Source organism: Neobittarella massiliensis (ex Bilen et al. 2018) (assembly GCF_900289145.1).
Classification (GTDB): Bacteria; Bacillota; Clostridia; order Oscillospirales; family Ruminococcaceae; genus Neobittarella; species Neobittarella massiliensis.
The window spans coordinates 421,091-446,046 of the sequence record NZ_OKQO01000001.1; the positions used below are offsets into that span (position 1 = coordinate 421,091).

Annotated in this window: 26 protein-coding genes; 19 read left to right on the top strand and 7 right to left on the bottom strand. The window is 58.2% G+C overall.

All coding sequences use genetic code 11. The features are described from left to right. Positions 1-138 precede the first annotated feature (138 nt). The 16 genes from C6Y32_RS02010 to C6Y32_RS02085 all read left to right on the top strand — a co-directional run bounded on the left by C6Y32_RS02010 (position 139) and on the right by C6Y32_RS02085 (position 16,518). Entirely contained in the window at positions 139-579 is a 441-nt protein-coding gene (locus C6Y32_RS02010) for an ACT domain-containing protein (protein WP_164998089.1), read from the top strand. A 5-nt stretch (positions 580-584) separates the two neighbouring features. Then, positions 585-1,820 carry a homoserine dehydrogenase gene (locus tag C6Y32_RS02015; RefSeq protein ID WP_105203488.1) on the top strand — a complete coding sequence of 412 codons (1,236 nt, stop codon included), beginning with the start codon at positions 585-587 and terminating at the stop codon, positions 1,818-1,820. A 48-nt stretch (positions 1,821-1,868) separates the two neighbouring features. Further along, positions 1,869-2,792 (top strand): homoserine kinase, encoded by a 924-nt coding sequence (gene thrB / locus C6Y32_RS02020; protein WP_105203489.1) that lies wholly within the window; start codon positions 1,869-1,871, stop codon positions 2,790-2,792. 60 nt (positions 2,793-2,852) lie between these two features. Then, positions 2,853-4,061 carry an aspartate kinase gene (locus C6Y32_RS02025; protein WP_105203490.1) on the top strand — a complete coding sequence of 403 codons (1,209 nt, stop codon included), beginning with the start codon at positions 2,853-2,855 and terminating at the stop codon, positions 4,059-4,061. 308 nt (positions 4,062-4,369) lie between these two features. Beyond that, a complete protein-coding gene (locus C6Y32_RS02030) occupies positions 4,370-5,656 on the top strand; it encodes a M16 family metallopeptidase (RefSeq protein ID WP_105203491.1) in 1,287 nt (428 codons plus the stop codon). 6 nt (positions 5,657-5,662) lie between these two features. Beyond that, the gene (yfmH, locus tag C6Y32_RS02035) at positions 5,663-6,928 is read left to right on the top strand and encodes an EF-P 5-aminopentanol modification-associated protein YfmH (protein WP_105203492.1); all 1,266 of its coding nucleotides are present in this window, start codon (positions 5,663-5,665) and stop codon (positions 6,926-6,928) included. An 88-nt stretch (positions 6,929-7,016) separates the two neighbouring features. Next, on the top strand, positions 7,017-8,081 hold the full coding sequence (gene lgt, locus C6Y32_RS02040; protein ID WP_164998090.1) for a prolipoprotein diacylglyceryl transferase: 1,065 nt from the start codon (positions 7,017-7,019) through the stop codon (positions 8,079-8,081). Positions 8,082-8,083: 2 nt separating this feature from the next. Beyond that, positions 8,084-8,944, top strand: coding sequence for a bifunctional methylenetetrahydrofolate dehydrogenase/methenyltetrahydrofolate cyclohydrolase FolD (gene folD / locus C6Y32_RS02045; RefSeq protein WP_105203494.1), 861 nt, complete (start codon positions 8,084-8,086; stop codon positions 8,942-8,944). Between the two features lie 150 nt (positions 8,945-9,094). After that, positions 9,095-9,406 carry a 50S ribosomal protein L21 gene (rplU, locus tag C6Y32_RS02050; RefSeq protein WP_105203495.1) on the top strand — a complete coding sequence of 104 codons (312 nt, stop codon included), beginning with the start codon at positions 9,095-9,097 and terminating at the stop codon, positions 9,404-9,406. 9 nt (positions 9,407-9,415) lie between these two features. Further along, positions 9,416-9,730, top strand: a complete 315-nt coding sequence (locus C6Y32_RS02055; RefSeq protein WP_105203496.1) for a ribosomal-processing cysteine protease Prp — start codon at positions 9,416-9,418, stop codon at positions 9,728-9,730. A gap of 4 nt (positions 9,731-9,734) precedes the next feature. Then, positions 9,735-10,016 (top strand): 50S ribosomal protein L27, encoded by a 282-nt coding sequence (gene rpmA, locus C6Y32_RS02060; RefSeq protein ID WP_105203497.1) that lies wholly within the window; start codon positions 9,735-9,737, stop codon positions 10,014-10,016. A gap of 195 nt (positions 10,017-10,211) precedes the next feature. Further along, positions 10,212-11,483: a GTPase ObgE gene (gene obgE / locus C6Y32_RS02065; RefSeq protein ID WP_105203498.1), complete on the top strand. Its 1,272-nt coding sequence runs from the start codon at positions 10,212-10,214 to the stop codon at positions 11,481-11,483. Positions 11,484-11,667: 184 nt separating this feature from the next. Further along, positions 11,668-12,078, top strand: a complete 411-nt coding sequence (locus C6Y32_RS02070; protein WP_105203499.1) for a Mini-ribonuclease 3 — start codon at positions 11,668-11,670, stop codon at positions 12,076-12,078. Between the two features lie 153 nt (positions 12,079-12,231). Further along, on the top strand, positions 12,232-12,957 hold the full coding sequence (locus C6Y32_RS02075; RefSeq protein WP_105203500.1) for a YebC/PmpR family DNA-binding transcriptional regulator: 726 nt from the start codon (positions 12,232-12,234) through the stop codon (positions 12,955-12,957). A 22-nt stretch (positions 12,958-12,979) separates the two neighbouring features. Next, positions 12,980-14,572 carry a glucosyltransferase domain-containing protein gene (locus C6Y32_RS02080; RefSeq protein WP_105203501.1) on the top strand — a complete coding sequence of 531 codons (1,593 nt, stop codon included), beginning with the start codon at positions 12,980-12,982 and terminating at the stop codon, positions 14,570-14,572. A gap of 176 nt (positions 14,573-14,748) precedes the next feature. Next, positions 14,749-16,518 carry a PASTA domain-containing protein gene (locus tag C6Y32_RS02085; protein WP_105203502.1) on the top strand — a complete coding sequence of 590 codons (1,770 nt, stop codon included), beginning with the start codon at positions 14,749-14,751 and terminating at the stop codon, positions 16,516-16,518. A 183-nt stretch (positions 16,519-16,701) separates the two neighbouring features. Here the strand turns inward: C6Y32_RS02085 and rpsR are convergent, their stop codons facing one another. From rpsR to C6Y32_RS02110, 5 genes are all read right to left on the bottom strand, one after another. After that, entirely contained in the window at positions 16,702-17,022 is a 321-nt protein-coding gene (gene rpsR / locus C6Y32_RS02090) for a 30S ribosomal protein S18 (protein ID WP_105203503.1), read from the bottom strand. 21 nt (positions 17,023-17,043) lie between these two features. Next, positions 17,044-17,499 carry a single-stranded DNA-binding protein gene (locus tag C6Y32_RS02095; protein WP_105203504.1) on the bottom strand — a complete coding sequence of 152 codons (456 nt, stop codon included), beginning with the start codon at positions 17,497-17,499 and terminating at the stop codon, positions 17,044-17,046. A 16-nt stretch (positions 17,500-17,515) separates the two neighbouring features. Then, entirely contained in the window at positions 17,516-17,806 is a 291-nt protein-coding gene (rpsF, locus tag C6Y32_RS02100) for a 30S ribosomal protein S6 (protein ID WP_105203505.1), read from the bottom strand. Positions 17,807-17,981: 175 nt separating this feature from the next. Further along, on the bottom strand, positions 17,982-18,860 hold the full coding sequence (galU, locus tag C6Y32_RS02105) for a UTP--glucose-1-phosphate uridylyltransferase GalU (protein ID WP_105203656.1): 879 nt from the start codon (positions 18,858-18,860) through the stop codon (positions 17,982-17,984). Positions 18,861-18,921: 61 nt separating this feature from the next. After that, positions 18,922-19,881, bottom strand: a complete 960-nt coding sequence (locus C6Y32_RS02110) for an RING finger protein (RefSeq protein WP_105203506.1) — start codon at positions 19,879-19,881, stop codon at positions 18,922-18,924. 379 nt (positions 19,882-20,260) lie between these two features. Between C6Y32_RS02110 and prfB the strand changes: the two genes are divergently transcribed. From prfB to C6Y32_RS02125, 3 genes are all read left to right on the top strand, one after another. Continuing rightward, entirely contained in the window at positions 20,261-21,382 is a 1,122-nt protein-coding gene (gene prfB, locus C6Y32_RS02115) for a peptide chain release factor 2 (protein WP_105203507.1), read from the top strand. Between the two features lie 165 nt (positions 21,383-21,547). After that, positions 21,548-22,174: a recombinase family protein gene (locus C6Y32_RS02120; RefSeq protein WP_105203508.1), complete on the top strand. Its 627-nt coding sequence runs from the start codon at positions 21,548-21,550 to the stop codon at positions 22,172-22,174. 206 nt (positions 22,175-22,380) lie between these two features. Beyond that, entirely contained in the window at positions 22,381-22,713 is a 333-nt protein-coding gene (locus tag C6Y32_RS02125) for a MarR family transcriptional regulator (RefSeq protein ID WP_105203509.1), read from the top strand. A 105-nt stretch (positions 22,714-22,818) separates the two neighbouring features. On the opposite strand, the gene C6Y32_RS02130 is transcribed toward C6Y32_RS02125, so the two are convergent. Beyond that, on the bottom strand, positions 22,819-23,793 hold the full coding sequence (locus C6Y32_RS02130) for an ATP-binding protein (RefSeq protein WP_105203510.1): 975 nt from the start codon (positions 23,791-23,793) through the stop codon (positions 22,819-22,821). 90 nt (positions 23,794-23,883) lie between these two features. Continuing rightward, on the bottom strand, positions 23,884-24,822 hold the full coding sequence (locus tag C6Y32_RS02135; protein WP_105203511.1) for a DnaD domain protein: 939 nt from the start codon (positions 24,820-24,822) through the stop codon (positions 23,884-23,886). Positions 24,823-24,956: the final 134 nt, after the last annotated feature.

Sequence of the window (24,956 nt, forward strand, 5' to 3'; positions counted from 1 at the left end):
CCGGAGAATAACGTTTTTTGCCAATAGAGAGAAGGTGACAGAATCGCTCTGATTTTGTCGCTGGTCAGTTGCAAAGGAATGGTAGAAGTGGTACTATTGTTTCTGTCAGAAAAACAATAGTATATGGGGGACGGACGAATGCGCGATTTGCCAAAGTTTTTGCTGGTAGAGACTACCGCCCTGCCGGGGGTATACCCCAAGGTGGTGGAGGCCAAAGAGCTGATCGCCCAAGGCGCGGTCAAGAGTTCTTCCGAGGCGGTCAAGCGGGTGGGCATCTCCCGCAGCGCCTTTTACAAGTACAAAGACCGGGTCTTTCGCCCGGCCAAAGACGCGCGGCAGCTGTGCACCTACTCTTTCTCGCTCAAAGACGAGCCGGGGGTGCTCTCTCAGCTCATCAACACAGTGACCGGCTGCGGGGTGAATATTCTCACCATCAACCAGTCCATCCCCATTGATTCAGTGGCGCCGGTGACCATTTCTTTTCGCATGGACGGCGAATCGGTCAGCTTAGAACAGCTGGAGCGGGAGATCGGCAAGCTCGGCGGCATCGTCGAGATCAAACGACTGTTAGGAGAGTGAACGCATTGGTACAGGTAGCGATCATCGGGTACGGCACGGTGGGCTCCGGCGTGGCAGAGGTCATAGAGCGCAACGCTGAGAGCATCGCCAAAAAGGCCGGCCAAAAAATAGAGGTCAAATACATCTGTGATATCCGCGACTTCACAGACGACCCCAATCAGGATAAGCTCATTAAAGACTTTTCTATCATCTTAAACGACCCCGATATCTCGGTGGTGGTGGAGTCTATCGGCGGCCTCAAGCCCGCCTATCAGTTTGTAAAAGACAGCCTGCTGGCACACAAGAGTGTCGTCACCTCCAACAAAGAGCTGGTGGCCACCAAGGGCTGGGAGCTTTTAAAGATCGCCAGAGAGCAGGGGGTCAACTTTCTGTTCGAGGCCAGCGTGGGCGGCGGTACCCCCATCATCCGCCCCATGCACCAGTGCCTGGCCGCCAACCAGTTCGACGAGATCGCCGGCATCTTAAACGGCACTACCAACTTCATGCTCACCAAAATGGCCAGAGAGGGCCTCTCCTTCGACGAGGCGCTGGCGCGGGCCCAGCAGCTGGGCTATGCCGAGACCATCGACCCCTCCGCCGACGTCGACGGTCACGACTGCTGCCGCAAGATCTGCATCTTGGCTTCGCTGGCCTTTGGGCGGCACATCTTCCCCGACCAGGTGCCCACCAGCGGCATCCGCACCGTCACCACCGAAGATATCGCCCTGGCTGGCCAGTTGGGCTATGCGATCAAACTTATCGGGCGGGCCAAAAAGCAGGAGGATGGCCGCGTGTTTATCGAGGTGTGCCCCGCTCTGGTCGACCGCGCCAGCCAGCTCTCCACGGTAGACGATGTGTTTAACGGTATACTGGTGCGCTCCGATATGCTGGGCGACGTGCTGTTTTACGGCCGCGGCGCCGGTAAACTGCCCACCGCCAGCGCGGTGGTGGCCGATATCATCGACACAGTGCGCAGCGAGAACATCCACCAGTCGCTGTACTGGGAAAAGGTGGACGAGGACTTCTTGCAGGACGCCGCGCAGGATGTGTGCGGCCACTATCTGCGGGTGGCCTGCACCGACACCGCCAAGGTGCTGGAGGTAGCCGAGCTGGTGTTTGGACAACTGGGTCGCTGCGAGAGCTGTGGGGCGTACACCGCCTTTGTCACCGCCGAGCAGTCGCAGCGCGATTTCGAGAACGCCCGCGACAAGCTGGCCGCGCTGCTTCCGGTAGAAAACTGTATGAAAGTCATGCCCTATTAGTCGGCAGTGTCGGCTGGGGCCACAAAACGCAAAAGGATATGATTTGATATGATAAAAGTCACCGTCCCCGCCACCAGTGCCAACATCGGCGCCGGGTTCGATTCGCTGGGTCTGGCGCTGGGCATGCACAACACCATCTATTTAAAAGAGGCGCAGGGCCCGGACATCGCCTCGCTGGATGGGGTGCGGGTGCCCACCGGCGAAAAAAATCTCATCTATCAAACGGTGAAAGATCTGTATAACAGGTGTGGTCGGTCCTTTCCCGGCCTGTACATCCGGCAGCAAAACACCATCCCCATGACCCGGGGCCTGGGCAGCTCCTCGGCCTGTATCGTCGGGGGCCTTCTGGGGGGCAATGCACTGCTGGGGCAGCCCTTTACCACCGATGAACTGGTGGATATGGCCGCGCACATGGAGGGCCACCCCGACAACTCCACCCCGGCCATACTGGGGGGGTTCGTGGCGGCGGTACTGGAAGACGAGCACGTGTTCTATGTCAAAAAAGATCTGGACAGCAGCCTGCACTTCGTGGCCTTTATTCCCGACTTCGCCCTCAAAACAGAAGAGGCACGGGCAGCGCTGCCGGCCACAGTCAGCCACAAAGATGCGGTGTACAATCTGTCGCGGGCAGCGCTGATGGCCACGTCCATCTGCACCGGCAAGCTCGATAACATCCGGGTCGCCGCTGGCGACCGGCTGCACCAGCCCTACCGGCTGGGCCTCATTCCCGGCGGGGATGGCATCTTCGATGCCGCATACAGTGAAGGGGCTCTGGCGGTATTCGTCAGTGGCGCCGGCCCCACCATTTTGGCGCTGGTAGATGGCGGCGATACCGGCTTTTGTCAGCGGGTACAGGCGCGTATCAGCCAAAATGAACAGACGGCGCGCTTTGCCCTGACTCGGCTCACACCAGATAATCGGGGCGCCTATGTCCAGCAGCTGGATGATACCTTTTTACCGGCAGCGGAATAGAATGGATTGCAGTGTCTGCACGTTTGCCGCTCAGAAAAGCAGAAAATAGGGGGTTCTTTTATGGGTTTAGTAGTACAGAAGTTCGGCGGCAGCTCGGTCCGAGACGCCGAGCGGCTCAGAAATGTCGCCAACCTGGTGACCGATACATATAAGCAGGGCAACGATGTGGTGGTGGTGGTCTCTGCTCAGGGCGATACCACCGACGACCTCATCGCAAAGGCCGCCGAGATCAATCCCGACGCCTCCAAGCGCGAGATGGATATGCTGCTGGCTACCGGCGAGCAGATCAGCTGTTCGCTGCTGGCTATGGCCATCGAAAAGCTGGGCTTCCCGGTGGTGTCGCTCACCGGCTGGCAGGCCGGCTTCCTCACCACCAGCGCCTACTCCAACGCCCGCATCCGCCGCATCAACACCGAGCGGCTGCAGACTGAGCTGGATAAGCGCAACATCGTTATCGTGGCGGGGTTCCAGGGCCTCAACCGGTACGACAACATCACCACCCTGGGCCGCGGCGGCTCCGACACTTCCGCCGTGGCACTGGCGGCGTCCCTCTCGGCCGATACCTGCCAGATCTACACCGATGTGGACGGCGTGTATACCGCCGATCCGCGCAAGGTGAAAAACGCCAAAAAATTAGACGAGATCTCCTTTGACGAGATGTTGGAGCTGGCCACCCTGGGTGCCCAGGTCCTGCACAACCGCTCGGTGGAGATGGCGAAAAAATACGGGGTACAGATCGAGGTGCTCTCCAGTTTAGAGCGGGTACCGGGCACCATCGTTAAGGAGGATGTTGAAGTGGAAAAAATGCTCATCAAAGGCGTGGCCAAAGACGAAAATGTGGTGCGTGTCAGCGTAGTGGGGGTCAAAGACGAGCCGGGTATCGCCCACAAGATCTTCTCGCTGCTGGCCAAGCATAAAGTCAACGTCGACATCATCCTGCAGACCCCGCCGGTCGACGGCCTGCAGGCCATCAGCTTTACCGTCAGCGAAGATCAGAAAGAGGAGACGCTGGCCGTTTTACAGCGGCACAGCCACCGCTTCCCCGGCGCCGAGATCCGCTGCGAAGACGGCATCGCCAAGGTCTCTATCGTGGGGGCGGGCATGCAGTCGAACCCCGGCGTGGCCGCCACCATGTTTGAGGCGCTGGCCGAGGCCAATATCAACATCAAAATGATCTCCACCAGCGAGATCAAGATCTCGGTCATCATCGACGAGGACGACGCCGACCGGGCCGTCAGCGCCATCCACGGGGCTTTTTTCGACGAATAAATAACACCTTTTCAAAAAGACAGCGGCAGAAAAACTGCCGCTGTCTTTTGCCGCTCTTTTAACTGTGCCGCTTTTTTGCTATAATAACAGATAGCTGCCGCACAGCGCCGGTATAGGTCCGGTGCCGCCGCGGGCAGAATACAGCAGATGTACGCTGTCGTGTGCCTGTCCGCAGATGCTCTGCAATGTGTAATGTGTACCGTGTGCCCAGCGTCCAGTGAAAAGGCCGGCAGCGCATACGGCACACGGTAGTCGGCCACGAAAATATATGCGGCGCCTACACCTGGGCCCGCCGAAAAGGAAGATCTATGGAACTGAAAACTGTCCCTCTGTATGCGGGCATCGACCTGCATACCCTGCACGACAGCCGCCACGTATCGAACCGGCTGTCTATAAATCTCTGTGTGCCGCTGCAGGCCGACACCGTCACCCCCTATGCCCTGCTGGGGGAGATACTGGGCCGCAGCAGCCAAAAATACCCCACCTTTGCCGCTCTCAACCGCCGCCTGTACGATCTGTACGGCTCTTTTTACGACTGCCGGGTCTCCTCGCTGGGCGATTGCCAGGTGCTCACGCTCATGGTCCAGGGCATCGACGATCGCTTCTGTCTCGAAAAAGAGCCGCTGCTGACCCAGTTGGCCGACTTTCTGTGCGATATGTTGCTGTGCCCCTGCGCCGACCAAAACGGTTTTGACGCCCAGCTGGTAGAGGTCGAAAAGAAAAATCAGCGCGACGAGATCGCCGCTCAGCTCAACAACAAGCGCGCCTGGGCGCTGCAGCGCGCCCGCGAGCAGGTGTTTTGCGGTCAGCCGGCGGCTATTCCCCGCCTGGGCTGGGCCGAAACACTGGATGCCATCACGCCGGCTTCGCTGTATAGCAGCTACCGTCGCCTGCTGCGCGAGGCGAGCATCCATATCATCGTCTCGGGCAGCGGTGCGCTGTCGCAGGTAGAAGAGCCGCTGCGCCGTCGCCTGAGCGCTATCACCGCCGACCGCCGGCCGCTCTCTATTTGCCACCACAGCGTCCCCACCGCGCCAGAAAAGACCGAGCAGCTGGAAGAGATGCAGATGAATCAGACCAAACTGGTGTTCTGCCTGGCCCCTTGTCCGCCTTTTACCGCCCAGCAGTACGGCGCAGTGCGGGTGGCGATGGCCCTGCTCGGCAGCACGCCGTTTTCGCGCCTGTTTGTCAATGTGCGCGAAAAAGAGAGCTTGTGTTACTACTGCGACGGCCGCTATAACCGCCTCAACGGTCTCACCACCATCGATCTGGGCCTCGATTATAAAGACTGTGCTCGCGCCGAAAAAGCGGTGATGGAGCAGATACAGGCGCTGCAGGCCGGCGACTTTTCCGACAGCGAGATCGAGGATACCAAAAAATACCTGCTGGGCGGTTTTGCCAGTATGGGCGACTCGCTGGGCGAGCTCGATCCCTGGTATCTGGCCCAGATCATCGAGGGCCGCTGCCAGAGCCCCGAACAGGCGGCCGACCAGGTGCGCCGGGCCACTCGAGAAGAGATGGTGACCGTCTACCGCTCTTTAAAACCCATTTTGCGCTATACGCTGGCCGAAGAGCAGCACCCGGAAAAGGAGTAGACGAGCATGCGATACGACAGACAGATCATCACCCACCCCGCGCTGGGCAGCTATACCAAGGCGGTGCTGCCTTCGGGGCTAACGGTGCTTTTATATCCCACCAGCGGTCTCTCCACCACCCACTGTATCTTAGGCTGCAAGATCGGCTCGCTGGACAGCGGCTACTACAGCGGCGGCAAGCTGGTCAAGGTACCTGCCGGCACCGCCCATTTTCTCGAGCACAAGCTGTTCGAGAGCGAGGAGGGCGACCTGTTTTTGCAATTTGCCAAGACCGGCGCCAACGCCAACGCCTATACCAGCTTCGACCGCACCTGTTACCTGTTTTCCACCACCCAGCAGGTGCCGCAGTCGCTGCACATCCTGCTGCGGCAGATCCAAAATCCCTACCTCACCGATCAGAACGTCGAAAAGGAAAAAGGGATCATCGCCCAGGAGATCCGCATGTACGATGACGACCCCGACTGGCGCTCCACCACCGAGATCCTGGGCTGCCTGTACCAGCATCACCCGGTGCGGGTGGACATCGCCGGAACGGTAGAGTCCATTCAGGAGATCGACCGCGACACACTGCTGGCGGTACACGGCGCCTATTACGACCACCACAACATGGTGCTGTCTATCGCCGGCCCCATCGACCCGCAAGAGATGTTGGCGGTGTGCGAGGTCTACTGCGCCCAGCAGAGAGACTTTTCCCTCGAGCGGGTGCCCATCGACGAGCCGCGGCAGATCGATCACCCCCGCGCCGAATGCGCCCTGCAGGTCTCGGCACCGCTGGTCACACTGGGCTTTAAAGAGCAGCCGGTGGCCGATAGGTACTGGCGGCTGGTCGACAATGTACTGCTGGAGCTGCTGGTGGGCGAGACGACCGATTTCTACCGCCAACAGTACGACAGCGGGGTCATCGGCCCCACTTTCGGTTACGATGTGTTCAGCGGCGACAGCTACCACAGCCTGCTGTTCAGCTGCGAGACCCGCCAGACCGACGCCTTTGTCGACAGTATGTACGCCCGCATCGAGCAGGCGCGGCGGCAAGGTCTGCGAGAGGACGATTTCCACCGGGTCAAAAAGGGCCTTTATGGCCGCTATGTCCGCAGCTTCGGCCGTCCCGAGGCCATCGCCACCGCCATGCTGGGGGCGCAGATGCTCGGTGGGGGCCTGTTCGATACCTACGACCAGGTGCAGCAGCTCACCTTTGCCGACGTGTGCCGGCGGTTGGAGCAGGTGCTCGACCGCCGCTACAGCGCCGTGTCGGTGGTGTGGCCCAAGCAGTGAGCAGTGGCCGGCGCCCGCTCGGCCTACATCCAAACAATCGCTAATGCATGCCGCCCCGGTCTGCGGGCGGTCTACAGGGGGTATATCTATGCGCGTTTCCTTTCCCGGCCTGGGTCTCGATCTGCAGATCGGTCAGGTCGCTTTCAAGATCGGCAGTTTCGAGATCTACTGGTACGCTGTGGTCATCACGCTGGGCCTGGTGCTGGCGGTGCTCTACACCTACCGCCGCGCCAAGCTGTTTGGCGTCAACAGCGACAAACTGCTCGACGTGATCTTCTGGGGCTTTTTCGGCGGCGTCATCGGCGCCCGGCTCTACTATGTGGCCTATTCCTGGGATATGTTCAAAGACGATCCGCTGCGTATCCTGAATTTCCGCACCGGCGGCATGGCCATCTACGGCGGTATCATCGGGGCGCTGTTGGTGGGCGTCACCGCCTGCAAACTCAAAAAAATGCGGGTGCTGCCGGTGCTCGACTTAGCCGGTATGGGCTTTTTGATCGGCCAGTCGCTGGGGCGCTGGGGCAACTTTTTTAACCAGGAGGCCTTTGGTGCCAACACCTCGCTTCCCTGGGGCATGTACAGCCAAAATACCCATGACTACCTGCAGCTGCACGCGGCCAATTTGGCCGATCTGGGGGTCACTGTCGACCCCACCATGCCGGTACATCCCTGCTTTTTGTACGAGTCGCTGTGGTGTGCGCTGGGTCTGCTGCTCTTGCATCTCTACACCAAACACCGCAAATTCGACGGCGAGATGTTCCTCTTTTACATTGGCTGGTACGGTGCCGGCCGTTTCGTCATCGAGGGGCTGCGCACTGACAGTCTCATGATCGGCCGCATCCGCATCTCCCAACTGCTGGCCGCCCTGTGTGTCATCGCCACGGCAGTCATCTGGCTGGTGGTGCGCTCTAAAATAAAAAGCAGCCACCAGGAGGGCTATCTAACTCCTGTCGGCATGACCGAGGTCGGCCGGTTAGAGGCGCAGACGGCCCAGAACAAAAAGCAGCAGGAAAAAGAAAAAGCCGCCTCTCAAGACAGCGGAGAGACAGATATCTCCCCAACAGGCGAGACCGCCGAGCAGGCCGAGGCCGAAGCGGCAAAAGACGCCCAGCCGGTCGAGGCCGAGGAGCTGGGGATCATCGAGGAGGAGTAATGATGGCAGCACAGATCATCGACGGCAGAGCCGTCTCGAAAAAGGTGCGTCAGCGGGTGGCCCAGCAGGCTGCTCAACTGGCTGAGCGGGGCATCGTGCCCGGTCTGGCGGTGGTCATCGTGGGCGAAGACCCGGCCTCGCTGGTATACGTGCGCAACAAAAAGCGCGCCTGTGCCGAGGTGGGCTTTTACTCGGCAGAGTACGCGCTGCCCCAGCAAACCACCCAGGCCGAGCTCATCGAACTGGTGCGGAAGCTCAACAGAGACGAGCGGATCCACGGCATTCTGGTCCAGCTGCCGCTGCCGCCGCACATCGACCAAAAGGCGGTCATCGCCGCCATCGATCCGCACAAAGATGTCGACGCTTTCCACCCGGTCAACGTGGGCCGCATCATGATCGGCGACTACGCCTTTTTGCCCTGTACCCCCGCTGGGGTGATGGAGCTCATCGCCTCCACCGGCGTCGAGGTGGCAGGCAAGGAATGTGTGGTCATCGGCCGCTCCAACATCGTCGGCAAGCCCATGGCCATGCTTTTACTGCACCAAAATGCCACCGTCACTATCTGCCACTCCCGCACCAGAGAGCTGGCGCAGGTGGTGCGCCGGGCCGATATCGTGGTCTCGGCCGTCGGCCGGGCGGGCTTTGTCACCGCCGATATGGTAAAACCGGGGGCAGTGGTCATCGATGTGGGCATGAACCGCGACCAAAATGGCAAGCTCTGCGGCGACGTGGATTTTGCCGCCGTCTCACAGGTGGCCTCCCACATCACCCCGGTGCCCGGTGGGGTGGGCCCCATGACCATCAGCATGCTGCTGCAAAATACCCTAACGGCTGCAGGGCAGGCGAAAGACCCGCAAAAATAGCGGGTTTTGGGTGGGAATTTATTGACAGTGGCCGCCTTTTTATGCTAAACTGGGTAAGCCGCATGTTGCAGGCGGTACGGCTTTGTCGTGCCACAAGTGGAAAACGCCCGCCTGCTGTACAGCGAGATTAATAGAGAAGGAGTACAAGGTATGTACGCTATTATTCAAACCGGCGGAAAACAGTACAAAGTTTCTCAGGGCGACGAGATCTACATCGAGAAACTGGACGCAGAAGACGGCTCGGAGGTCACCTTCGAGGAGGTCCTGGCGGTATCGGGCGACAACGGTCTCACCGTGGGCGATCCCGTTGTCAAAGGCGCTACCGTGAGCGGTAAGGTCATCAAGTCCGGTAAGGGCAAGAAGATCACTGTTTTCACCTATAAACCAAAAAAAGATTCCAAGCGCAAAATGGGCCACAGACAGCTGTACACCAAGGTAGCTATCGAGGCTATCAACGCCTAAGTACCGGCAGTGATTAAGGCCAGATTTTGCCGCCAAAACGGTCAGGTAGTGCAGTTTCGCTGCAGTGGCCACGCCGGCTATGCCGACCGCGGTCAGGATATCGTCTGTGCGGCGGTCACCTCTGCCGTGCAGATGACCGCCAACGCCCTGACCGAGTGTGCACACCTGCCGGCAGTCGTCACCGCTACCGAGGGCGAGATCGCCATAGAGTACACCGGCGGCGGCAAAACAGCGCAGATACTGTTTGACTCCCTGCACCTGCAGCTCACGCTGCTCATGCAGGACCATCCAAAACACATACAAGTCACCGATACGGAGGTGTAGAAACATGCTGAAAGTAAGTATCCAGTTTTTTGCTCATAAAAAAGGTGTTGGTTCTACCAGAAACGGCCGCGATTCCGAGGCCAAACGGCTGGGCGTAAAGCGCGGCGACGGTCAGTTCGTACTGGCCGGCAACATTCTGGTCCGCCAGAGAGGCACCCACATCCATCCGGGCGAGAACGTCGGCCGTGGTTCCGACGACACCCTGTTTGCAATGGTTGATGGCAAAGTGAAATTCGAGCGCGTCGGCAGAGACCGCAAAAGAGTGAGCGTTTACAAGGCTGACTAGTAAACACACAGGCGATCCCGAGCGAAAGCTCGGGATTTGTTTTTGATGTTGTCGGGGTGCAGCTGCTGCCGCAAGAGCAGATTTTTGCCCTGGCCCTGTGCCCATACTAACTGTGCACAGGACACGCGCGGCGCACTTGGCGCCGCAGGGACAAAGCTGTGCCATATCTCTGGCGCAGCGGACAGGAGCACACCAATGTTTGTAGATATCGTAAAGATCAAAGTAAAAGCCGGCGACGGCGGCGACGGGGCGGTGGCTTTCCACCGCGAGAAGTACGTGGCGGCCGGCGGGCCCGACGGCGGTGACGGCGGCCGGGGCGGCAACGTGATATTCGTGGCCGACACCAACCTCTCCACCCTGGTCGATTTTAAGTACAAGCGCAAATTTGCCGCCGAGCGCGGGCAAAACGGTCAGGGCAAAAAGTGTAAGGGCCGCGACGGCAAAGACATCGTCATCAAGGTGCCGCTGGGCACCCTCATCAAAGAGGCCACTACCGGTCAGGTCATGGCCGACATGTCCGATAAGCAGCCGGTGGTGCTGGCCAAAGGCGGCAACGGCGGTTGGGGCAACACCCATTTTGCCACTGCCACCCGCCAGGTGCCGCGCTTTGCCAAACCGGGTCTGCCCGGCGAGGAGTTCGAGCTGGTGCTGGAACTCAAACTGCTGGCCGACGTGGGGCTGGTGGGCTTTCCCAACGTGGGCAAGTCCACCCTCATCTCCGCTGTCAGCGATGCCAAACCCAAGATCGCCAACTACCACTTCACCACCCTCAGCCCGGTGCTGGGCGTGGTCAAGGTGCCGGGCGGCGGCTCGTTCGTCATGGCCGATATCCCCGGCCTCATCGAGGGTGCCAGCGAAGGTGTGGGCCTGGGTCACCAGTTTTTGCGCCACGTCGACCGCTGTCGGCTCATCGTGCACATCGTCGACGTCTCAGGGCTGGAGGGCCGTGACCCCATCGAGGACTTTCAGGCCATCAACCGCGAGCTTTCAAATTTCAGTGCGCTGCTGGCAGACCGGCCTCAGCTGGTCTGCGGCAACAAGAGCGAGCTGGCCGACGAAGCTGCGGTCGAGCGCTTTCGCCAGTTTGTAGAGGGGCAGGGTTACCGCTACTTCACCATCTCCGCCGCCACCCGGCAGGGGCTGGAAGAGTTGGTGTACGCTATCGCCCAGGAGCTGGAAAAGCTGCCCCCCATCTCCCGCTACGAGGCTGATTTCGTCAAGCCCGAGCGCCCCGAGACCGATTTCACCAGGTTCACCATCCACCGCGCCGACGATGCCGCCTACGTGGTCGAGACCGACTGGGCCGACCAGGTGCTGGCCTCGGTCAACATGGACGACTACGAGTCGCTGCAGTACTTCCAGCGCATCCTGCGCCAGAGCGGCGTCATCGACCGGTTAGAAGAGATGGGCATCCAGGAAGGCGACACGGTGCGCGTGGGCGACTTCGAGTTTGAATTCGTATTCTGATCTCTTTCCAGTATCCTGTTCTGGATCGCGTATATACTGTCGCTTGGGGTGCACACAGCTGGCAATGACCAGCGGCCGATCTGTAGCCGATCTTTTAACAGGGCAGGTCGGTCAGGTTTAAAGTGTATCGTCGGGTGCAGACAGCTGCACGCGCAACTATATTTTTAGAGAGGAGGGCTGTGTAATGCCCCAAAACCCCAAACAGATCAGCCCCCTCACGCTGGCCTTTCTCGGCGACGGGGTGTACGAGCTGATGGTCCGCGATCATCTGGTGCGCCAGCACGGCAGCATGCCGCCGGGCAAGCTGCACCAACTCTGTGTGCGCTATGTGCGGGCCGGCGCCCAGTACCGGGCCATGCAGCTTTTGTACGACAGCCTCACCGAGGAGGAGCAGACGATTTTTCGCCGCGGCCGCAACGCCAGCGGTATGTCGGTACCCAAAAATGCCTGCCCCACCGAGTACCGCTATGCCACCGGGTTCGAGGCGCTGTGGGGCTATCTTTTCCTCAAGGGAGAACACCAGCGGCTGCAGCAGCTGTTTGCCCAACTGCTCACGCTGGATCTGGAGGGACAGCCGCCGCCCACCGCCGAGTAGGGCAGGGGTCTTCGGCCCTCTGCTACATATAGGTACAGCCAGCAAGCGCGTTTCCCACAGCGGCCACACAGTTTGGCCGCTGCTCTGGGGGCCTGCGTATCTGCGCCCAGCGGCGCCCAACCATACACATACTTATGTTTGGAGGAGTTCACCATGTCGGGACATTCTAAGTGGAGCACCATCAAGAGGAAAAAAGAGAAGATCGACGGCAAACGCGCCAAGATCTTTACCAAGATCGGCCGCGAGATGGCGGTGGCGGTCAAAGAGGGGGGGGCCGACCCCACCACCAACGCCAAGCTGCGCGACTGCATCGCCAAAGCCAAAGCCAACAACGTCCCCAACGACAACATCGACCGCATCATCAAAAAGGCACAGGGTGAGGATCGCGACACCTACGAGGAGATCGTCTACGAGGGTTATGGCGTGGGCGGGGTAGCCGTCATGGTCGAGGCCCTCACCGACAACCGCAACCGCACCGCCGCCGATCTGCGCCACTATTTCGATAAGTTTGGCGCCGGGTTGGGCCAGTCCGGCTGTGTGTCCTATATGTTCACCCAAAAAGGTGTTATCGTACTGGATGCCGAAGGCGTAGACGAAGAGGCCTTTATGGAGCATGCGCTCGAGGCCGGGGTAGAGGACTACAGCTTTGAGGACGGCGCCATCGAGTGCTACACCCAAGTGCCCGATTTCAGCGATGCCCGCCAGTACCTCGAGGACCAGGGATTTACCTTCCTCTCGGCCGAGGTGGAATATGTCCCCTCCACCTATGTTGCCCTCACCGACGATGAGCAGATCAAAAAAATGACTCTGCTCATCGACCAACTGGAGGATAACGACGACGTACAGGCTATCTGGCACAACTGGGAAGAGACCGAATAAGCCCTATATAAAGGAGAGTCACATGGAGAAGTTGCGGCCAAATAAAAAAAGACGCGCAAGTTATGCACTTTCAAATGAGTGGTCTCGTTTCTGCGCCTTTCTGCGCGATAGCAAACTAGTCTTGTTTATCAGCAGCCTCTTTCTTTTGTTCGCATACGGAATAAAGCTAATTTATCCCAGTGTATCGATTGATACCGAAGTGCTGATTAGTCAGCCGGATAGACTTCTGAATTCCTGGTTGAGTTCTGGGAGATTTGGCCTAGTCTATTTAAAAAAAATATTGGCTCTTGTTCCCTTTAATCCATATGTCACGGCATTTTTGATGTTGCTAGCACTTCTCTTGACAGGGCTGCTTTTAGGCTATTTACTTTATAGCTTGACGTCGGATAGGAGGAAGGGGAAGATAGCAGCGCTGGTTTCATCTGCTGTACTTTTGACTTATCCATCTCTCTCTGAACAGTTCAATTTTATGCTTCAGAGTTTTGAGGTAGCTTTAGCGCTGGCCCTTTGTGTGATTTCAGTGATTTTGGTATATCGTTGGATCACAGAAGATGCCGGAATGCTTTTTCTTATTCTATCAGTACTGACGGCTGCTATAGGGTTTAGCTGTTATCAGTCGGTAAATACTTTTTATATTGGCGTAGTGGGTGGAAGTTTTCTCTTTTACTGCCGACAGGAGATAGAGAAGGAGCCAGGTAAGCCAGCGCGGAATTATTTGCGGACAGCGGTAACACTGGTACTGACATTTTTGATCTCTTTTGCCATATACGCAATTATCAATAAGATCGTTATAGCACATTATTTTGGTCCAGATTTTTCTTCTGCCTATATTCGGGATCAGATATTGTGGGGCAAGGAATCCGTGCTAGATTGTATATATCATATTGGTAGGTATGGCTTAACGATCTTGTTGGGCGAAGGCGTACTTTACAACAGGCTGTTTTTAGTTGTATCTATCGGTATAATCACCTATGTGTTTGCCCAGCTTTTTAAAAAGAATACGGGCAAGTGGTGGCTTTTTATTGCTGCAGCTGTTTTTCTTTATACACCATTTCTTATGCCGACGCTCCTGGGGTCGGCAATAGATGCCCGCGTACAGCTCGCACTGCCGGCTGTTGTAGCCATAGGTCTCTCCTTTCTGGTATCCCGGATTGAGCCTTTCAAGGTGCGTGTACTGACTACCCTAGTTGGTTTGACGTTTTGTTTCTATCAGGCGACGGTACTCTCGCGTATGCTTTACAGCGACTACCTTCGCTACCAGAGTGATGTTTCTTTGGCCAATAAAATCTCATACGAAGTTGGCAAACTAGGACGTGGAGAGTTTCCCGATTTGCCAGTAGTCTATGTGGGGATACACAACACACCAAATGTGCCTGGGTTGTACCGGGAAAGCGTGATTGGACATTCATTTTTTGAGTGGGATGCCACGACTGAACAGGGTGCACAGATCCGCATCTCTGGACTGATGGATACATTGGGCTATATATATCAGAGACCGAGTATCGAGCAGATCAGAAAAGGTGAACAATATGCCCAAAATATGCCAGTTTGGCCCAGCGATGGTTCAGTTGCTCTGTATGAAGATATGGTCGTGGTAAAATTGTCTGATAAATGACCATCACAAGAAAGCAGAGGCAGGCAATATACGGCCTGCCTCTGCTTTCTACACTTGAATTTCTTGTAAAAAGAAGGTATCCTAAAAAACAAGCTTAGTACTCAAAATGATAGCGTTTTTGGCAATATGTGCCGTGTATACAGCGCTTTTCGATAGATGACTGGGAGTGTAATCAGATGACCGAACAGAACATGCCCGCCCACCTGCCCGACAGCGACACCCGATACATAAGGGGCAGCGGCCGCTGCAGCCGCTGCATGCACATACTCAACGAAAAGGGGCAGTGCTCCAACTGCCACTTCGACCAGTCCATCCAAAACCCGGCCAATGCTCTGCCGGTAGGTACGGTAGTGGCCGAGCGTTTTTGGCTGGGCCAGGTACTGCACCAAAACGGGGAGGGGATCACCTATATCGCCTACGACGGCGAAAAAGAGCAGCGGGTGGTACTGCGCGAGTTCTTCCCCCAAAATCTATCGTACCGCGATCAAAACGGCCATATCCTGGTGGAGCAGGAGCACTTTATGCAGTTCAAAACGGTGCTCACCAGCTTTGTAGATCTGTTTCACAACATCAGCAAACTGCAGGACGAATGTGAGGCGCTCTACCAGATCCACGGCGTCTTTAAAGACAACAGCACCGTCTATATCTGCCGCGAGTACTTCGAGGGCAAAAGTCTCAGCGCAGTGCTTTCGGGCACCATGGGCGAGATCGGCGGTGAGGACCTGCTCACCATTCTCAAGCCGTTTTTCAAGACTCTCTCCAAAATGCACCGTGAGGGAATGATCCACGGCGGCATCTGCCCCGACAACATCTTAGTCAGTACCGACGGGCAGGTGCGTCTGTGCGGCTTTGCCACTGCCGGCCTGCGCACTGCCGATGCCGAGCTCGACTGTGAGCTGTTCGAGGGGTACTCCGCCCCCGAGCAGTACAGCGTCACCGGTTGGCAGGGCAGCTGGACCGACCTATACGCCATGGGTGCCACCATGTACCGGTGCGTCACCGGCACTCGGCCGCCACTGTCAGTCGATCGTCTGCAGCGCGATACGCTGGTGCCTGCCGCCGAGCTCAGCCCCAGTATCGATCGCCGTATCTCCAACGCGATCGCCGCCGCACTGGTGCTCAACAGCAAGCACCGGGTGCACACCGTCGAGCAGTTTGCCTCGATCCTGGCCAAGCCGGTGCCGCAGCCAGCCACAAAGAGCGAGCCGGTCGTGGACGATGAACCCACGGTGGCTATCCCGCTGGAGGCCACCAATCGCTTTGCTCCCCCCCAACCTGATAAGCAGCAAAAAAGGGGAGATAACGGTGCAAAAAAGGGCGGAAAGCGGCAGGTCAAAACCACCCGGCAGCTGGTGATGATGGTGGCGGCTATTGCCGCCGGTCTGGTCATATTGGGCTCGGTGATCGCCTTTTTTATGCTGCACGACAGCACGCCTGACGGCGGCAGTTCCTCGGCAAAGTCCTCCTCCAGTTCTTCCAGCAGCAGGTCCTCCTCCGGCAGTTCCTCGTCGTCTTCCAGCTCTGGCAGCTCTAAGGGCGAACCGCTCAAGGTCCCCGATCTGGAGGGGATGAATCTCTCGGATATCGAGGCTGATAGCGAGCTGCAGGCTACCTATACCTTTAAAGTAGTTGAGTCCTACAGCAGCGAATATGAAGCCGGTAAGGTCATCTCGGTCTCCCCGTCGGTGGGTGCCAGCATCGAGGAGGGAGATATCATCACCCTTACCGTGAGCAAAGGAAAAGAAAAGGTACCGGTGCCCGACCTCATTGGTGCGAGTCAGGCCGCCGCCGAGGCCAAGCTCAAAGAACTGGGCATCCAGTATACCATCATTCCCCGTCAGGCCGTAAGCGGCGAGGCCTCTGGGGTGGTGGTCGAGACCGACCTGTCTGCCGGCACCGAGGTCACACCGGGCGAAGAGACGTTGCTGGTATACGTGAGCCAGTGATCAGCTTACATGATTTTTATTTAATAAGTAGCCGTGCTTAAAAAAGAGACGCCCCCAGCGACATCTGCCGCTCGAGGGCGTCTCTTTTAACTGCTGTGCCCGTTGGTTGTTAGGTAGATATGACAACCAAAAAACGGCACGCGCTGTCAGCGCATGCCGTTTTATCGCTCGGTCACCAAAAACTCAGTCGTTGGTGTAGGGCAGCAGTGCCAGATGCCGGGCGCGCTTGATCGCAGTGGTCAGGGCGCGCTGATGGAAAGCACAGGTGCCGGTCACTCTTCTGGGAACGATCTTTGCCCGGTCAGACATAAATCTTCTCAGTTTAGCGATATCCTTGTAATCGATGGTCTCGGCCTTGTCTACGCAGAAAGCGCAAACCTTCCGGCGAGAGCGCTTGCCGCCACGAGGGCCGCCCTGTCTGCGCTCGCGGTTCTCGCGGGGGGCAGTATTGTTGCTGGCGCCAGCAGTGGTGCTGGCAGCCGTGTTGTTGGTCTCTTTCTCCACGGTAGTGTTCCTCCTTTACGTCTAGAATGGCAGATCGTCGTCCGACGCGATCTCTTCAAAATCACCTACACTGCCCGACTCAAACGACATCACATCGCTGTTTTGCTGGGCGGCAGGGGGCTGCGGCACTGCAAAGGTAGTGCTCTGCTGCGCCGAGGCCTTGCTCTCGCAGAAGTGCACATTGTCCGCCACGATCTCAAAAGCGGTGCGATTATTGCCGTTTTTGTCGACGTAATTGCGGGTCTGGATCGACCCGTTCACGGCAATCATCTGTCCCTTTTTAAAGTAGCGGCACACAAATTCAGCAGTGCTTCTCCAGGCAACTACATTGATAAAGTCAGTCTCGCGCTCGCCACCCTGGCGGACGTAAGAACGCCCAACAGCCACCGAAAACGAGGTGACCGATATGCCATTAGGTGTTTGGCGGAGCTCAGGATCGGCTGTGAGTCTTCCCATGATCGCTGCAATATTCAGCATGGTAACCCTTCCTCCCTTACTGCTCTTTCTTGATGATCAGTGTGCGCAGGATGCCGCTGGTGATCTTGTACACGCGGTCGAGTTCAGCGGGGAACTCGGGCTCGCTGGTGAAGTCGATCTGGACATAGTAGCCTTCGGTCTCGTCATCGATCTCGTAGGCCAGACGTCTTTTGCCCCACTCGTCGACGTTGTCGACAGTACCGTTCTGGGCGATCAGGTTCGAAAACTTCTCGATCAGAGCCTTGATACCCTCTTCGCCTTCCTTGGTGTTCAAAACCAAGACAGTCTCGTATTTCACATTAGCCATTTTTGTTGCACCTCCTTTTGGACTTTCGGCCCTCTCTCACTGAAAGAGAGCAAGGATGTTGCATAAAGCAACACTTTAATTATAACAAAAAAGCTGTGGGCTGTCAATCAAAACCAACAGCCAAACAGCTTTTTTTACCAAAAATTCTCTCTTCAGATCGGCATAAATACCAAAGCTACAGCGTCTCGACAAAGGCTTTCAAGTAGCGGGTAAAGTCCTCGCCCACCTCGGCGTGTTTTACCCCCACCTCTACGATGGCCTGTAAAATACCCAGCTTGTTACCCATGTCATAGCGCTTGCCAACATAGTCGACGCCCACCATGCCCCGGTTCAGGGCCAGCTCTCTCATAGCGTCGGTCAGCTGGATCTCGCCGCCGGCGCCGGGGGCGGTGTGCTCCAGGATCTCAAAGATGTCCGGCGTCAGCACACAGCGGCCCAGGATCGAAAACAGCGACAACACCTCTTCAGGAGTCTGGGGCTTTTCCACCATATTGTCGATGGCGTAGATATTCTCTTCCAGCGGCTGTACGGCCAGCGAGGAGTAGCGGCTGATGTCGCTGGCTGGTACCTCTTTAATGCCCACACAGGCCTTGCCGTATTTCTCGTAGGCGGCGATCAGCTGACCGCAGACCGGCTCCTCCGAAATGATCACGTCGTCACCGTACAAAACAGCGAACGGCTCATCGCCCACAAAATTTTTGGCACAGAGGATGGCGTGCCCCAACCCCTTTTGCTCCTTTTGGCGCACATAGGTGATGTTGGCCAGGTCGGCGCTCTCGATCACCGCCCGGTACAGCTCCACCTTGCCGCTCTCCTGTAGCTTCTGTTCCAGCACCGGGGCGCGGTCAAAGTGGTCTTCCATAATGCTCTTGCCGCGGGAGGTGATGATGAGCACTTCCTCAATGCCGCTCTTAGCGGCCTCCTCTACAATGTACTGGATGGCCGGCTTGTCCACGATGGGCAGCATCTCTTTGGGCATGGCCTTCGAGGCCGGCAGCACCCGGGTGCCCATTCCCGCCGCGGGGATGACCGCTTTTCTCACACGTCTTTGCATCATGAATGTCGATCCTCTCTTTTTTCTATCAGTCAGGGGCCTGCGGCCCTCTGGTTTTCGGTCAGATATCCAGGGCAAGCACCATCAAAAAGCTGGCTGCCAGGTATATGCCCAGCAAGATCAGGATCGCCGCCCGGCTCACGCCGCCTTTTTTGCGGTACAGCGCCAAGGTCTCCTCTCGCGGCAGCCCTTTCTCCTGTATCTTGCGCATCTTGCTCACCACCGACCTGCGGTAGAAGTAGTTGGAAAACAGTCCAAACACCACTCGGTACACCATCATCAGCAGGGTAGAGATGTACGAGAAGGTCAAAAAGCGGTCGCTGTTGAGCATGTTCATCATGGTGTCCAAATTGCCGCCGCTCTCAAACAGCGAGATCAGGGTGGGCAGGTTCATCACCGTGGTAAACAGCAGACAGAGCACTGCCAACGGCCATATCTTGCGAAACAGCGTGTAGAGCGGACTGATAAAAAAGCCCGACCACGAAAACGACAGCTTTTTGCCGCTGATGTCCATGCGCTTAAAGGCCTGCAGGTAATAGCCCGAGCTGGGCCCGATGAACTCGGCCATATCCGCCACCGGTATGCCGTCGATGGTGTCGGTAGGGCTCACCCCGCCGTAGCGGATGGCCTGCTGGTCAAATTGGAACCCGCCAAAGCCCACCCCTTGAAAGGCCGACTCCTGCTGGCTGCTCATGGGTTTGCCGCAGGAGATACAAAAGCTGGCCCCCTGGGGGTTTGCCGCCCCGCAGTGGGGGCAAGGAATCTGATAATTCTGGCTGGGGTCGCCGCCGGTCGCCGGCGAGTCCTGGGGCGCCTGCGCCCCAGGCTGCTCCTGTCCGGGCAGCTTCTCCGGTTCCCACACGTAGCCGTCGGCGTGCCGCGCCTCGTTGGCGCATCTGCCCTCTTTAAAATAGCAGGCCCGGTGGTGGGGTGTGCCGCACTCCGGGCACACGACGATCTGCTCGCTGTCACCAAATTTTTGGTGGCAGACCGGACATTCCTGTCCAACAAAGGATGCCAAAAGAACACCTCCTGATTATTTCACAATAGAGCGGCCCGGCAGGTGTAGAGCGCGCAGACCCGGTCTACCCGGGCCCGCGCAGCCGGCCGACAGGATACCATCTGCTGCCCGCGGTACCAGCCGCCTATAGCCGCCGCTATAAAAGGCGCCGGTCGTACCCGGCGCCGAAAACGGGGCGCGATACCGGCCCCAGCCCCTGTGCCGCCGCCCGCCGTGCAGCGGGCAGAAAAGCAGGGGGGATACTATAAGAGCATTATACCGTACAAATGCTAAAAATCAAATAAAATCTGTGAATGAATTGAAAAGGTTGTGACAAGATGATAGAATATTTTCATCCGTGTACCGGCACAAAACACCACCGCGATAAGGAGCATACCCCATGATTTTAATAGAAGAGCAAAAGCAGCGGGCCGAGGCGCTGCGCAGCGAGATAGAGGATCTGGGCCAGGCGCTGGCGCTGGAGGAGAAAAAGGAGCGGGCGGGCTTTTTAGAACTCAAATCCGGCGAGCCGGGCTTCTGGGACGACATGCAGAGCTCTCAGAAGATCCTCAAAGAGCTGCGGCAGCTGCAAAACACCATCCAGGACTATCAAAAATTGCAGACCGACTACGAGGACACGCTCACGCTCATCGATCTGGCCGCCGAAGAGAGCGACGAGAGCCTGGCCGAGGAGATCGCCGGCGCCATCGACGACATCGAGCAGGCGCTGCAAAATCAGCGGCTCTCCACGCTGCTCTCGGGCGAGTACGATGGCAGCAACGCCATCCTCACCTTCCACGCCGGTGCCGGCGGGACCGAGGCGCAAGATTGGGCGCAGATGCTCTACCGCATGTACACCCGATACGCCCAGCGCCACGGCTTTTCGGTCAAGGTGCTCGACTATCTCGACGGCGAAGAGGCCGGCCTCAAGAGCGCCTCGGTGCTCATCGAGGGCGAAAATGCCTACGGCTACTTGAAAGGTGAAAACGGGGTGCACCGCCTGGTGCGCATCTCGCCGTTCGACTCCTCCGGCCGCCGGCACACCTCTTTTGCCTCGCTGGAGGTGGTGCCCGAGATCGACGAGGACACCCAGGTCGAGATCCGGCCCGAAGACGTGAAGATGGACGTGTATCGGGCCAGCGGTGCCGGCGGCCAGCACGTCAACAAAACCTCCTCGGCGGTGCGTCTCACCCATCTGCCCACCGGCATCGTGGTGGCCTGCCAAAACGAGCGCAGCCAGCACCAGAACCGCGAGGTGGCCATGAAGATGCTCGTCAGCAAGCTGGTCAAGATCAAAGAGCAGGAGCACTACGACCGCATCGAGGACATCAAGGGGGACCAGCGCGAGATCGCCTGGGGCTCGCAGATCCGCTCCTACGTATTTATGCCCTATACGCTGGTCAAAGACCACCGCACCGGGTACGAGAGCGGCAACGTCAATGCGGTGATGGACGGCGATCTCGACGGTTTCGTCAACGCCTATCTGGGGGCTCTCAGCCGCGGCGAGATCGGCGCCCAGTAAAAATTTTAAATACAGCTGTATATGCGGCAGGCACAGGTTACCAACATTTACCTGTGCCTGTTTTCTACATTTTTTTACATTTGTACACAACCGTATGTTCATTTTCCTCTACAATTTTTCTTTATGGGCCGTTGGCCTGTAAAATACTGTAGTTGGAGGAATATGATGGAAAACAGGATTTTTGGCTATGTGCGCGTATCCACCAGAGAGCAAAACGAGGACCGTCAGCTCATTGCCCTGCGGGAGTTCGAACAGCCCATCCAGCGCATCTATATGGATAAGCTCAGCGGCAAAGATTTCAACCGCCCCGCCTACCGCCGCATGATGCGGGCCCTGCATCAGGGCGATCTGCTGGTGGTCAAATCCATCGACCGGCTGGGCCGCAATTACGACGAGATCCTCGATCAGTGGCGCATCATCACCAAAGAAAAACGGGCCGAGATCGTGGTGCTGGATATGCCGCTGCTCGACACCCGCGGCGGCCGCGACTTGACCGGCACGCTCATCGCCGATATCGTGCTGCAGCTGCTCTCCTACGTGGCCCAGACCGAGCGCGAGAACATCCGTCAGCGGCAGGCGGAGGGCATCGCCGCCGCCCGGGCCCGGGGCGTGCGGCTTGGTCGGCCGCCCAAACCGGTGCCGCCGCATTTTTTCAGCGTGCGCGACCTGTGGCTCACCCACCAGATCTCCTCGCGGGAGGCGGCGCGGCAGGTCGGGGTGGCACAAGACACTTTTTTGCGCTGGGCGCGCGAAAAAAAAGAGCCCGGTGCCCCCATCTGTAAAAAGCAGTAAAAAATTACCACCTAAGATTGTGGTAATCGGGTATAGACAAGCGGCGATAAATTGGTTATGCTTATTTCTGTACAAAAATTCGACAATATTCGACACAAATATACAAAAAAGTATAGATGTGTCCCGGCGTGCACCCCAGTGCTCTGCCGGGCCCACAATACAGCCAAGCGCATTGGCAAAGGGGCGACTTGTGAGGAGGAATCGGGATGAGCGATAAGCTGTACCAAAAGATTTTCGATATCGTGCAGGACCAGCAGAAGGCCGAGGCCATCTTGCAGCTGTTACAGCAGGAGCAGGCCGACCAAAAACAGCAAAAGGCCAAGCTGCAGGCCGAGGGGATCGCCGCCGCCAAAGAGCGCGGGGTCAAGTTCGGCCGCCCGCAAAAGCCGGTGCCCAAAAATTTCGAGAAGGTGTATCGTCTCTACCGCAGCGGTGCGCTCACCGTGGGCGAGGCGATCGCCACCATGGGCATCAGTCGGGCGTCTTTTCACCGGCTGGTCAAGCGCTACGAGCAGCAAGAAGGCATTCAGCGGGATTAGTGTCCAAACACACAGCAGCAGCGCAAAACACAGCCCGGCATATCCTGCCGGGCTGTGTTTTTTATAATGGGCCGGCAGCCCCCGCGCCGGTACCGGAAAAACTGCTCACCGCTGCCTTCCCTTAGCCAGCCGCACGTCGGTACCGGTAAAGCGCAGATCGATATACGCCCCGCCCAGGCGGGAGGTGATGCGGTCGCTGTAGGTCTCACCCAGCTGGGAAAAGGTCAGGTTGGTACTGATGATGGTGGGGCGGCCGGTGTTCAGCCTGGTATTTACGATGTTATACAGCAGCGCGGTCACAAACGGGGTCACGAACTCGCTGCCCACATCATCCAGGATCAGCAGATCACAGTCCAGCAGGGTAGACAGGGTGTCGCCGCCGACCGTCGCCGCCTGGCCAAATTTCTCCCGCTCAATGGTGCCGGCAAAGTTGGCAAAACTGCCGTACAGCACCGCATATCCCTGGGCCACCACCGCATCGGCGATGGCCAGCGACAGGTGGGTCTTGCCCAGACCGGTGGGCCCCATCAGCAGCAGATTGTGCGAGGAGCGGGAGAACGTCTCGGCGTAGTCCCTGCAGTAGTAGAGCACCCCCTCCATCTGCTGCCGCTGCGGTCCGGGCGGGTAGTAGTCCAGCGAAAAGCTGTCAAAGGTAGAGAGCTTCATCGACGAGATGGCGTTGATGCGCTGGGCCTCCACCTCCCGCAGCAGCTCGGTCAGGCAGTGGCAGCGCCGCCCGCTGGGCAGGTAGCCGGTATCCCGGCAGTCCCGGCAGGTGTACTGGGGCCGCAGGTGATCCTCGGGCAGGCCGTTCTGGCGCAGCAGCTGGGCCCGCTCCTCCGAGAGCGATACCCCCCGCAGCCGCAGCCCCTCCAGCAGCTGCTGCGAGTCGCCCCCCTGGGTCAGCACCGCCTTGGCGATGCGGCTGCCCATGGTGCGCAGCTCGGCGTCTATCTGGCGCAGACGGGGTATCGCGGCAAAGGCCTGCTGTCTGTTTTTAGCCTGTATATCCACCGCCGCCCGCCGCCGGGCCGATAGTATCTGGTGGGCGCGGTCAAAGACCGATTTGTCGTAGGGCAATCGGGTCCACCTCCTAGTTGGTGTCGGTTCTGTGTCTCTTGGCGGCGCCGGTGCCGCGCCGCCATCGGCCGGCCGGTGCCGGCACTAACGCTACTTGCGCGCCGCGCCGGCCACCGGGGGCAGCGGGCGTATATCGGCATCCAAGTCCCGGGCCGAAAACGAAGATTGCTGGCGCTCTTTTTCACGCCGCTTCTCCACCTTCTCGCCGGCCCGTACTTCCTCCAAGGTGCGGTAGCCCTTTAGGTACCAGGCCCGCAATATCCCGCCGATATAGGGAAAATTCACCGTCCCTTTGGCATTCACCCCGATCTCGTAGGCCTCGGCGATGATATCGCTGGTAAAGCCGTACTCCTCCACCCAGGTGTAGCAGAGAGACTGCTCCTTGCGGGTGAGCGCGCGGTCGTAAATGCCAAACAGCTGCTTGATCTCCCCCTCCAGTTCCCGGGTGCGCAGCAGCTTTTGAATGTGCAGGTCGGCCTTTTCCACCGTGTCGATACCGGCGTTCAGCCAGCCCACGCCGGTCTTTTGAATGTAGGCCATGCCCGGTTTGCCGATGCACACACAGTACCGCACCAGCATTAAGATCACCGGCACCGGCAGGCAAAACAGCCGGTTCAGGCTCACCAGCGTGCTCACCTCGGTGGGGGAGATGGGGCGCCCAAAGGCATTTTGGCATTCGGCCAGCAAAAACTGTATCTCCTCCGAGGTGGCGGCGATCTCGTTTACCTCCTGGCGCGACAGCTTTTGCGGGGTGGCCACCACCGCCTGCTTTTCCGGCTGTGCCGGCAGCGGCTCCTCTTTTTTGAGCAGCCCCTTTTCGCACCAAAAGCGCAGCGCCTTATCCACCTTTAAAATGGGCAGGTCCAGCGCTTCAGCCAGGCTGGCCGGGTGGATCGAGCCGGGTTTTTGCAGCAGGATATGTAAAAATATGCGGATGACCGCCTCGTCGTGGCAGGCCATCATCTGGCGCGCCGCCTCGGCCGGCAGCACCACCGTCTCGGCGTATTGGCTGTAGTCTATGGTGTACAAATAAGCGCCTCCCCAACTGGCCCCGGGGGCCGGTCTCTACCCTTATTATAAAGGCCCGGCCCCGGTTTGTACAGCCCGGTTTGCAGCACTGGCACAAGCTGGTCATGCAGGGCCTTTTTGGTCTGGATTTTAAA

Excerpts from the sequence above, each read along its gene's own strand:
- C6Y32_RS02080 (WP_105203501.1), top strand. The coding sequence starts at position 12,980 with ATGGAGAAGTTGCGGCCAAATAAAAAAAGACGCGCAAGTTATGCACTT.
- C6Y32_RS02010 (WP_164998089.1), top strand. The coding sequence starts at position 139 with ATGCGCGATTTGCCAAAGTTTTTGCTGGTAGAGACTACCGCCCTGCCG.
- C6Y32_RS02070 (WP_105203499.1), top strand. The coding sequence starts at position 11,668 with ATGCCCCAAAACCCCAAACAGATCAGCCCCCTCACGCTGGCCTTTCTC.
- yfmH (WP_105203492.1), top strand. The coding sequence starts at position 5,663 with ATGCGATACGACAGACAGATCATCACCCACCCCGCGCTGGGCAGCTAT.
- C6Y32_RS02030 (WP_105203491.1), top strand. The coding sequence starts at position 4,370 with ATGGAACTGAAAACTGTCCCTCTGTATGCGGGCATCGACCTGCATACC.
- C6Y32_RS02095 (WP_105203504.1), bottom strand. The coding sequence starts at position 17,499 with ATGCTGAATATTGCAGCGATCATGGGAAGACTCACAGCCGATCCTGAG.
- rpsF (WP_105203505.1), bottom strand. The coding sequence starts at position 17,806 with ATGGCTAATGTGAAATACGAGACTGTCTTGGTTTTGAACACCAAGGAA.
- prfB (WP_105203507.1), top strand. The coding sequence starts at position 20,261 with ATGATTTTAATAGAAGAGCAAAAGCAGCGGGCCGAGGCGCTGCGCAGC.
- obgE (WP_105203498.1), top strand. The coding sequence starts at position 10,212 with ATGTTTGTAGATATCGTAAAGATCAAAGTAAAAGCCGGCGACGGCGGC.
- C6Y32_RS02085 (WP_105203502.1), top strand. The coding sequence starts at position 14,749 with ATGACCGAACAGAACATGCCCGCCCACCTGCCCGACAGCGACACCCGA.
- C6Y32_RS02120 (WP_105203508.1), top strand. The coding sequence starts at position 21,548 with ATGGAAAACAGGATTTTTGGCTATGTGCGCGTATCCACCAGAGAGCAA.
- lgt (WP_164998090.1), top strand. The coding sequence starts at position 7,017 with ATGCGCGTTTCCTTTCCCGGCCTGGGTCTCGATCTGCAGATCGGTCAG.
- galU (WP_105203656.1), bottom strand. The coding sequence starts at position 18,860 with ATGCAAAGACGTGTGAGAAAAGCGGTCATCCCCGCGGCGGGAATGGGC.
- thrB (WP_105203489.1), top strand. The coding sequence starts at position 1,869 with ATGATAAAAGTCACCGTCCCCGCCACCAGTGCCAACATCGGCGCCGGG.
- C6Y32_RS02075 (WP_105203500.1), top strand. The coding sequence starts at position 12,232 with ATGTCGGGACATTCTAAGTGGAGCACCATCAAGAGGAAAAAAGAGAAG.
- folD (WP_105203494.1), top strand. The coding sequence starts at position 8,084 with ATGGCAGCACAGATCATCGACGGCAGAGCCGTCTCGAAAAAGGTGCGT.
- C6Y32_RS02025 (WP_105203490.1), top strand. The coding sequence starts at position 2,853 with ATGGGTTTAGTAGTACAGAAGTTCGGCGGCAGCTCGGTCCGAGACGCC.
- rpmA (WP_105203497.1), top strand. The coding sequence starts at position 9,735 with ATGCTGAAAGTAAGTATCCAGTTTTTTGCTCATAAAAAAGGTGTTGGT.
- rplU (WP_105203495.1), top strand. The coding sequence starts at position 9,095 with ATGTACGCTATTATTCAAACCGGCGGAAAACAGTACAAAGTTTCTCAG.
- C6Y32_RS02125 (WP_105203509.1), top strand. The coding sequence starts at position 22,381 with ATGAGCGATAAGCTGTACCAAAAGATTTTCGATATCGTGCAGGACCAG.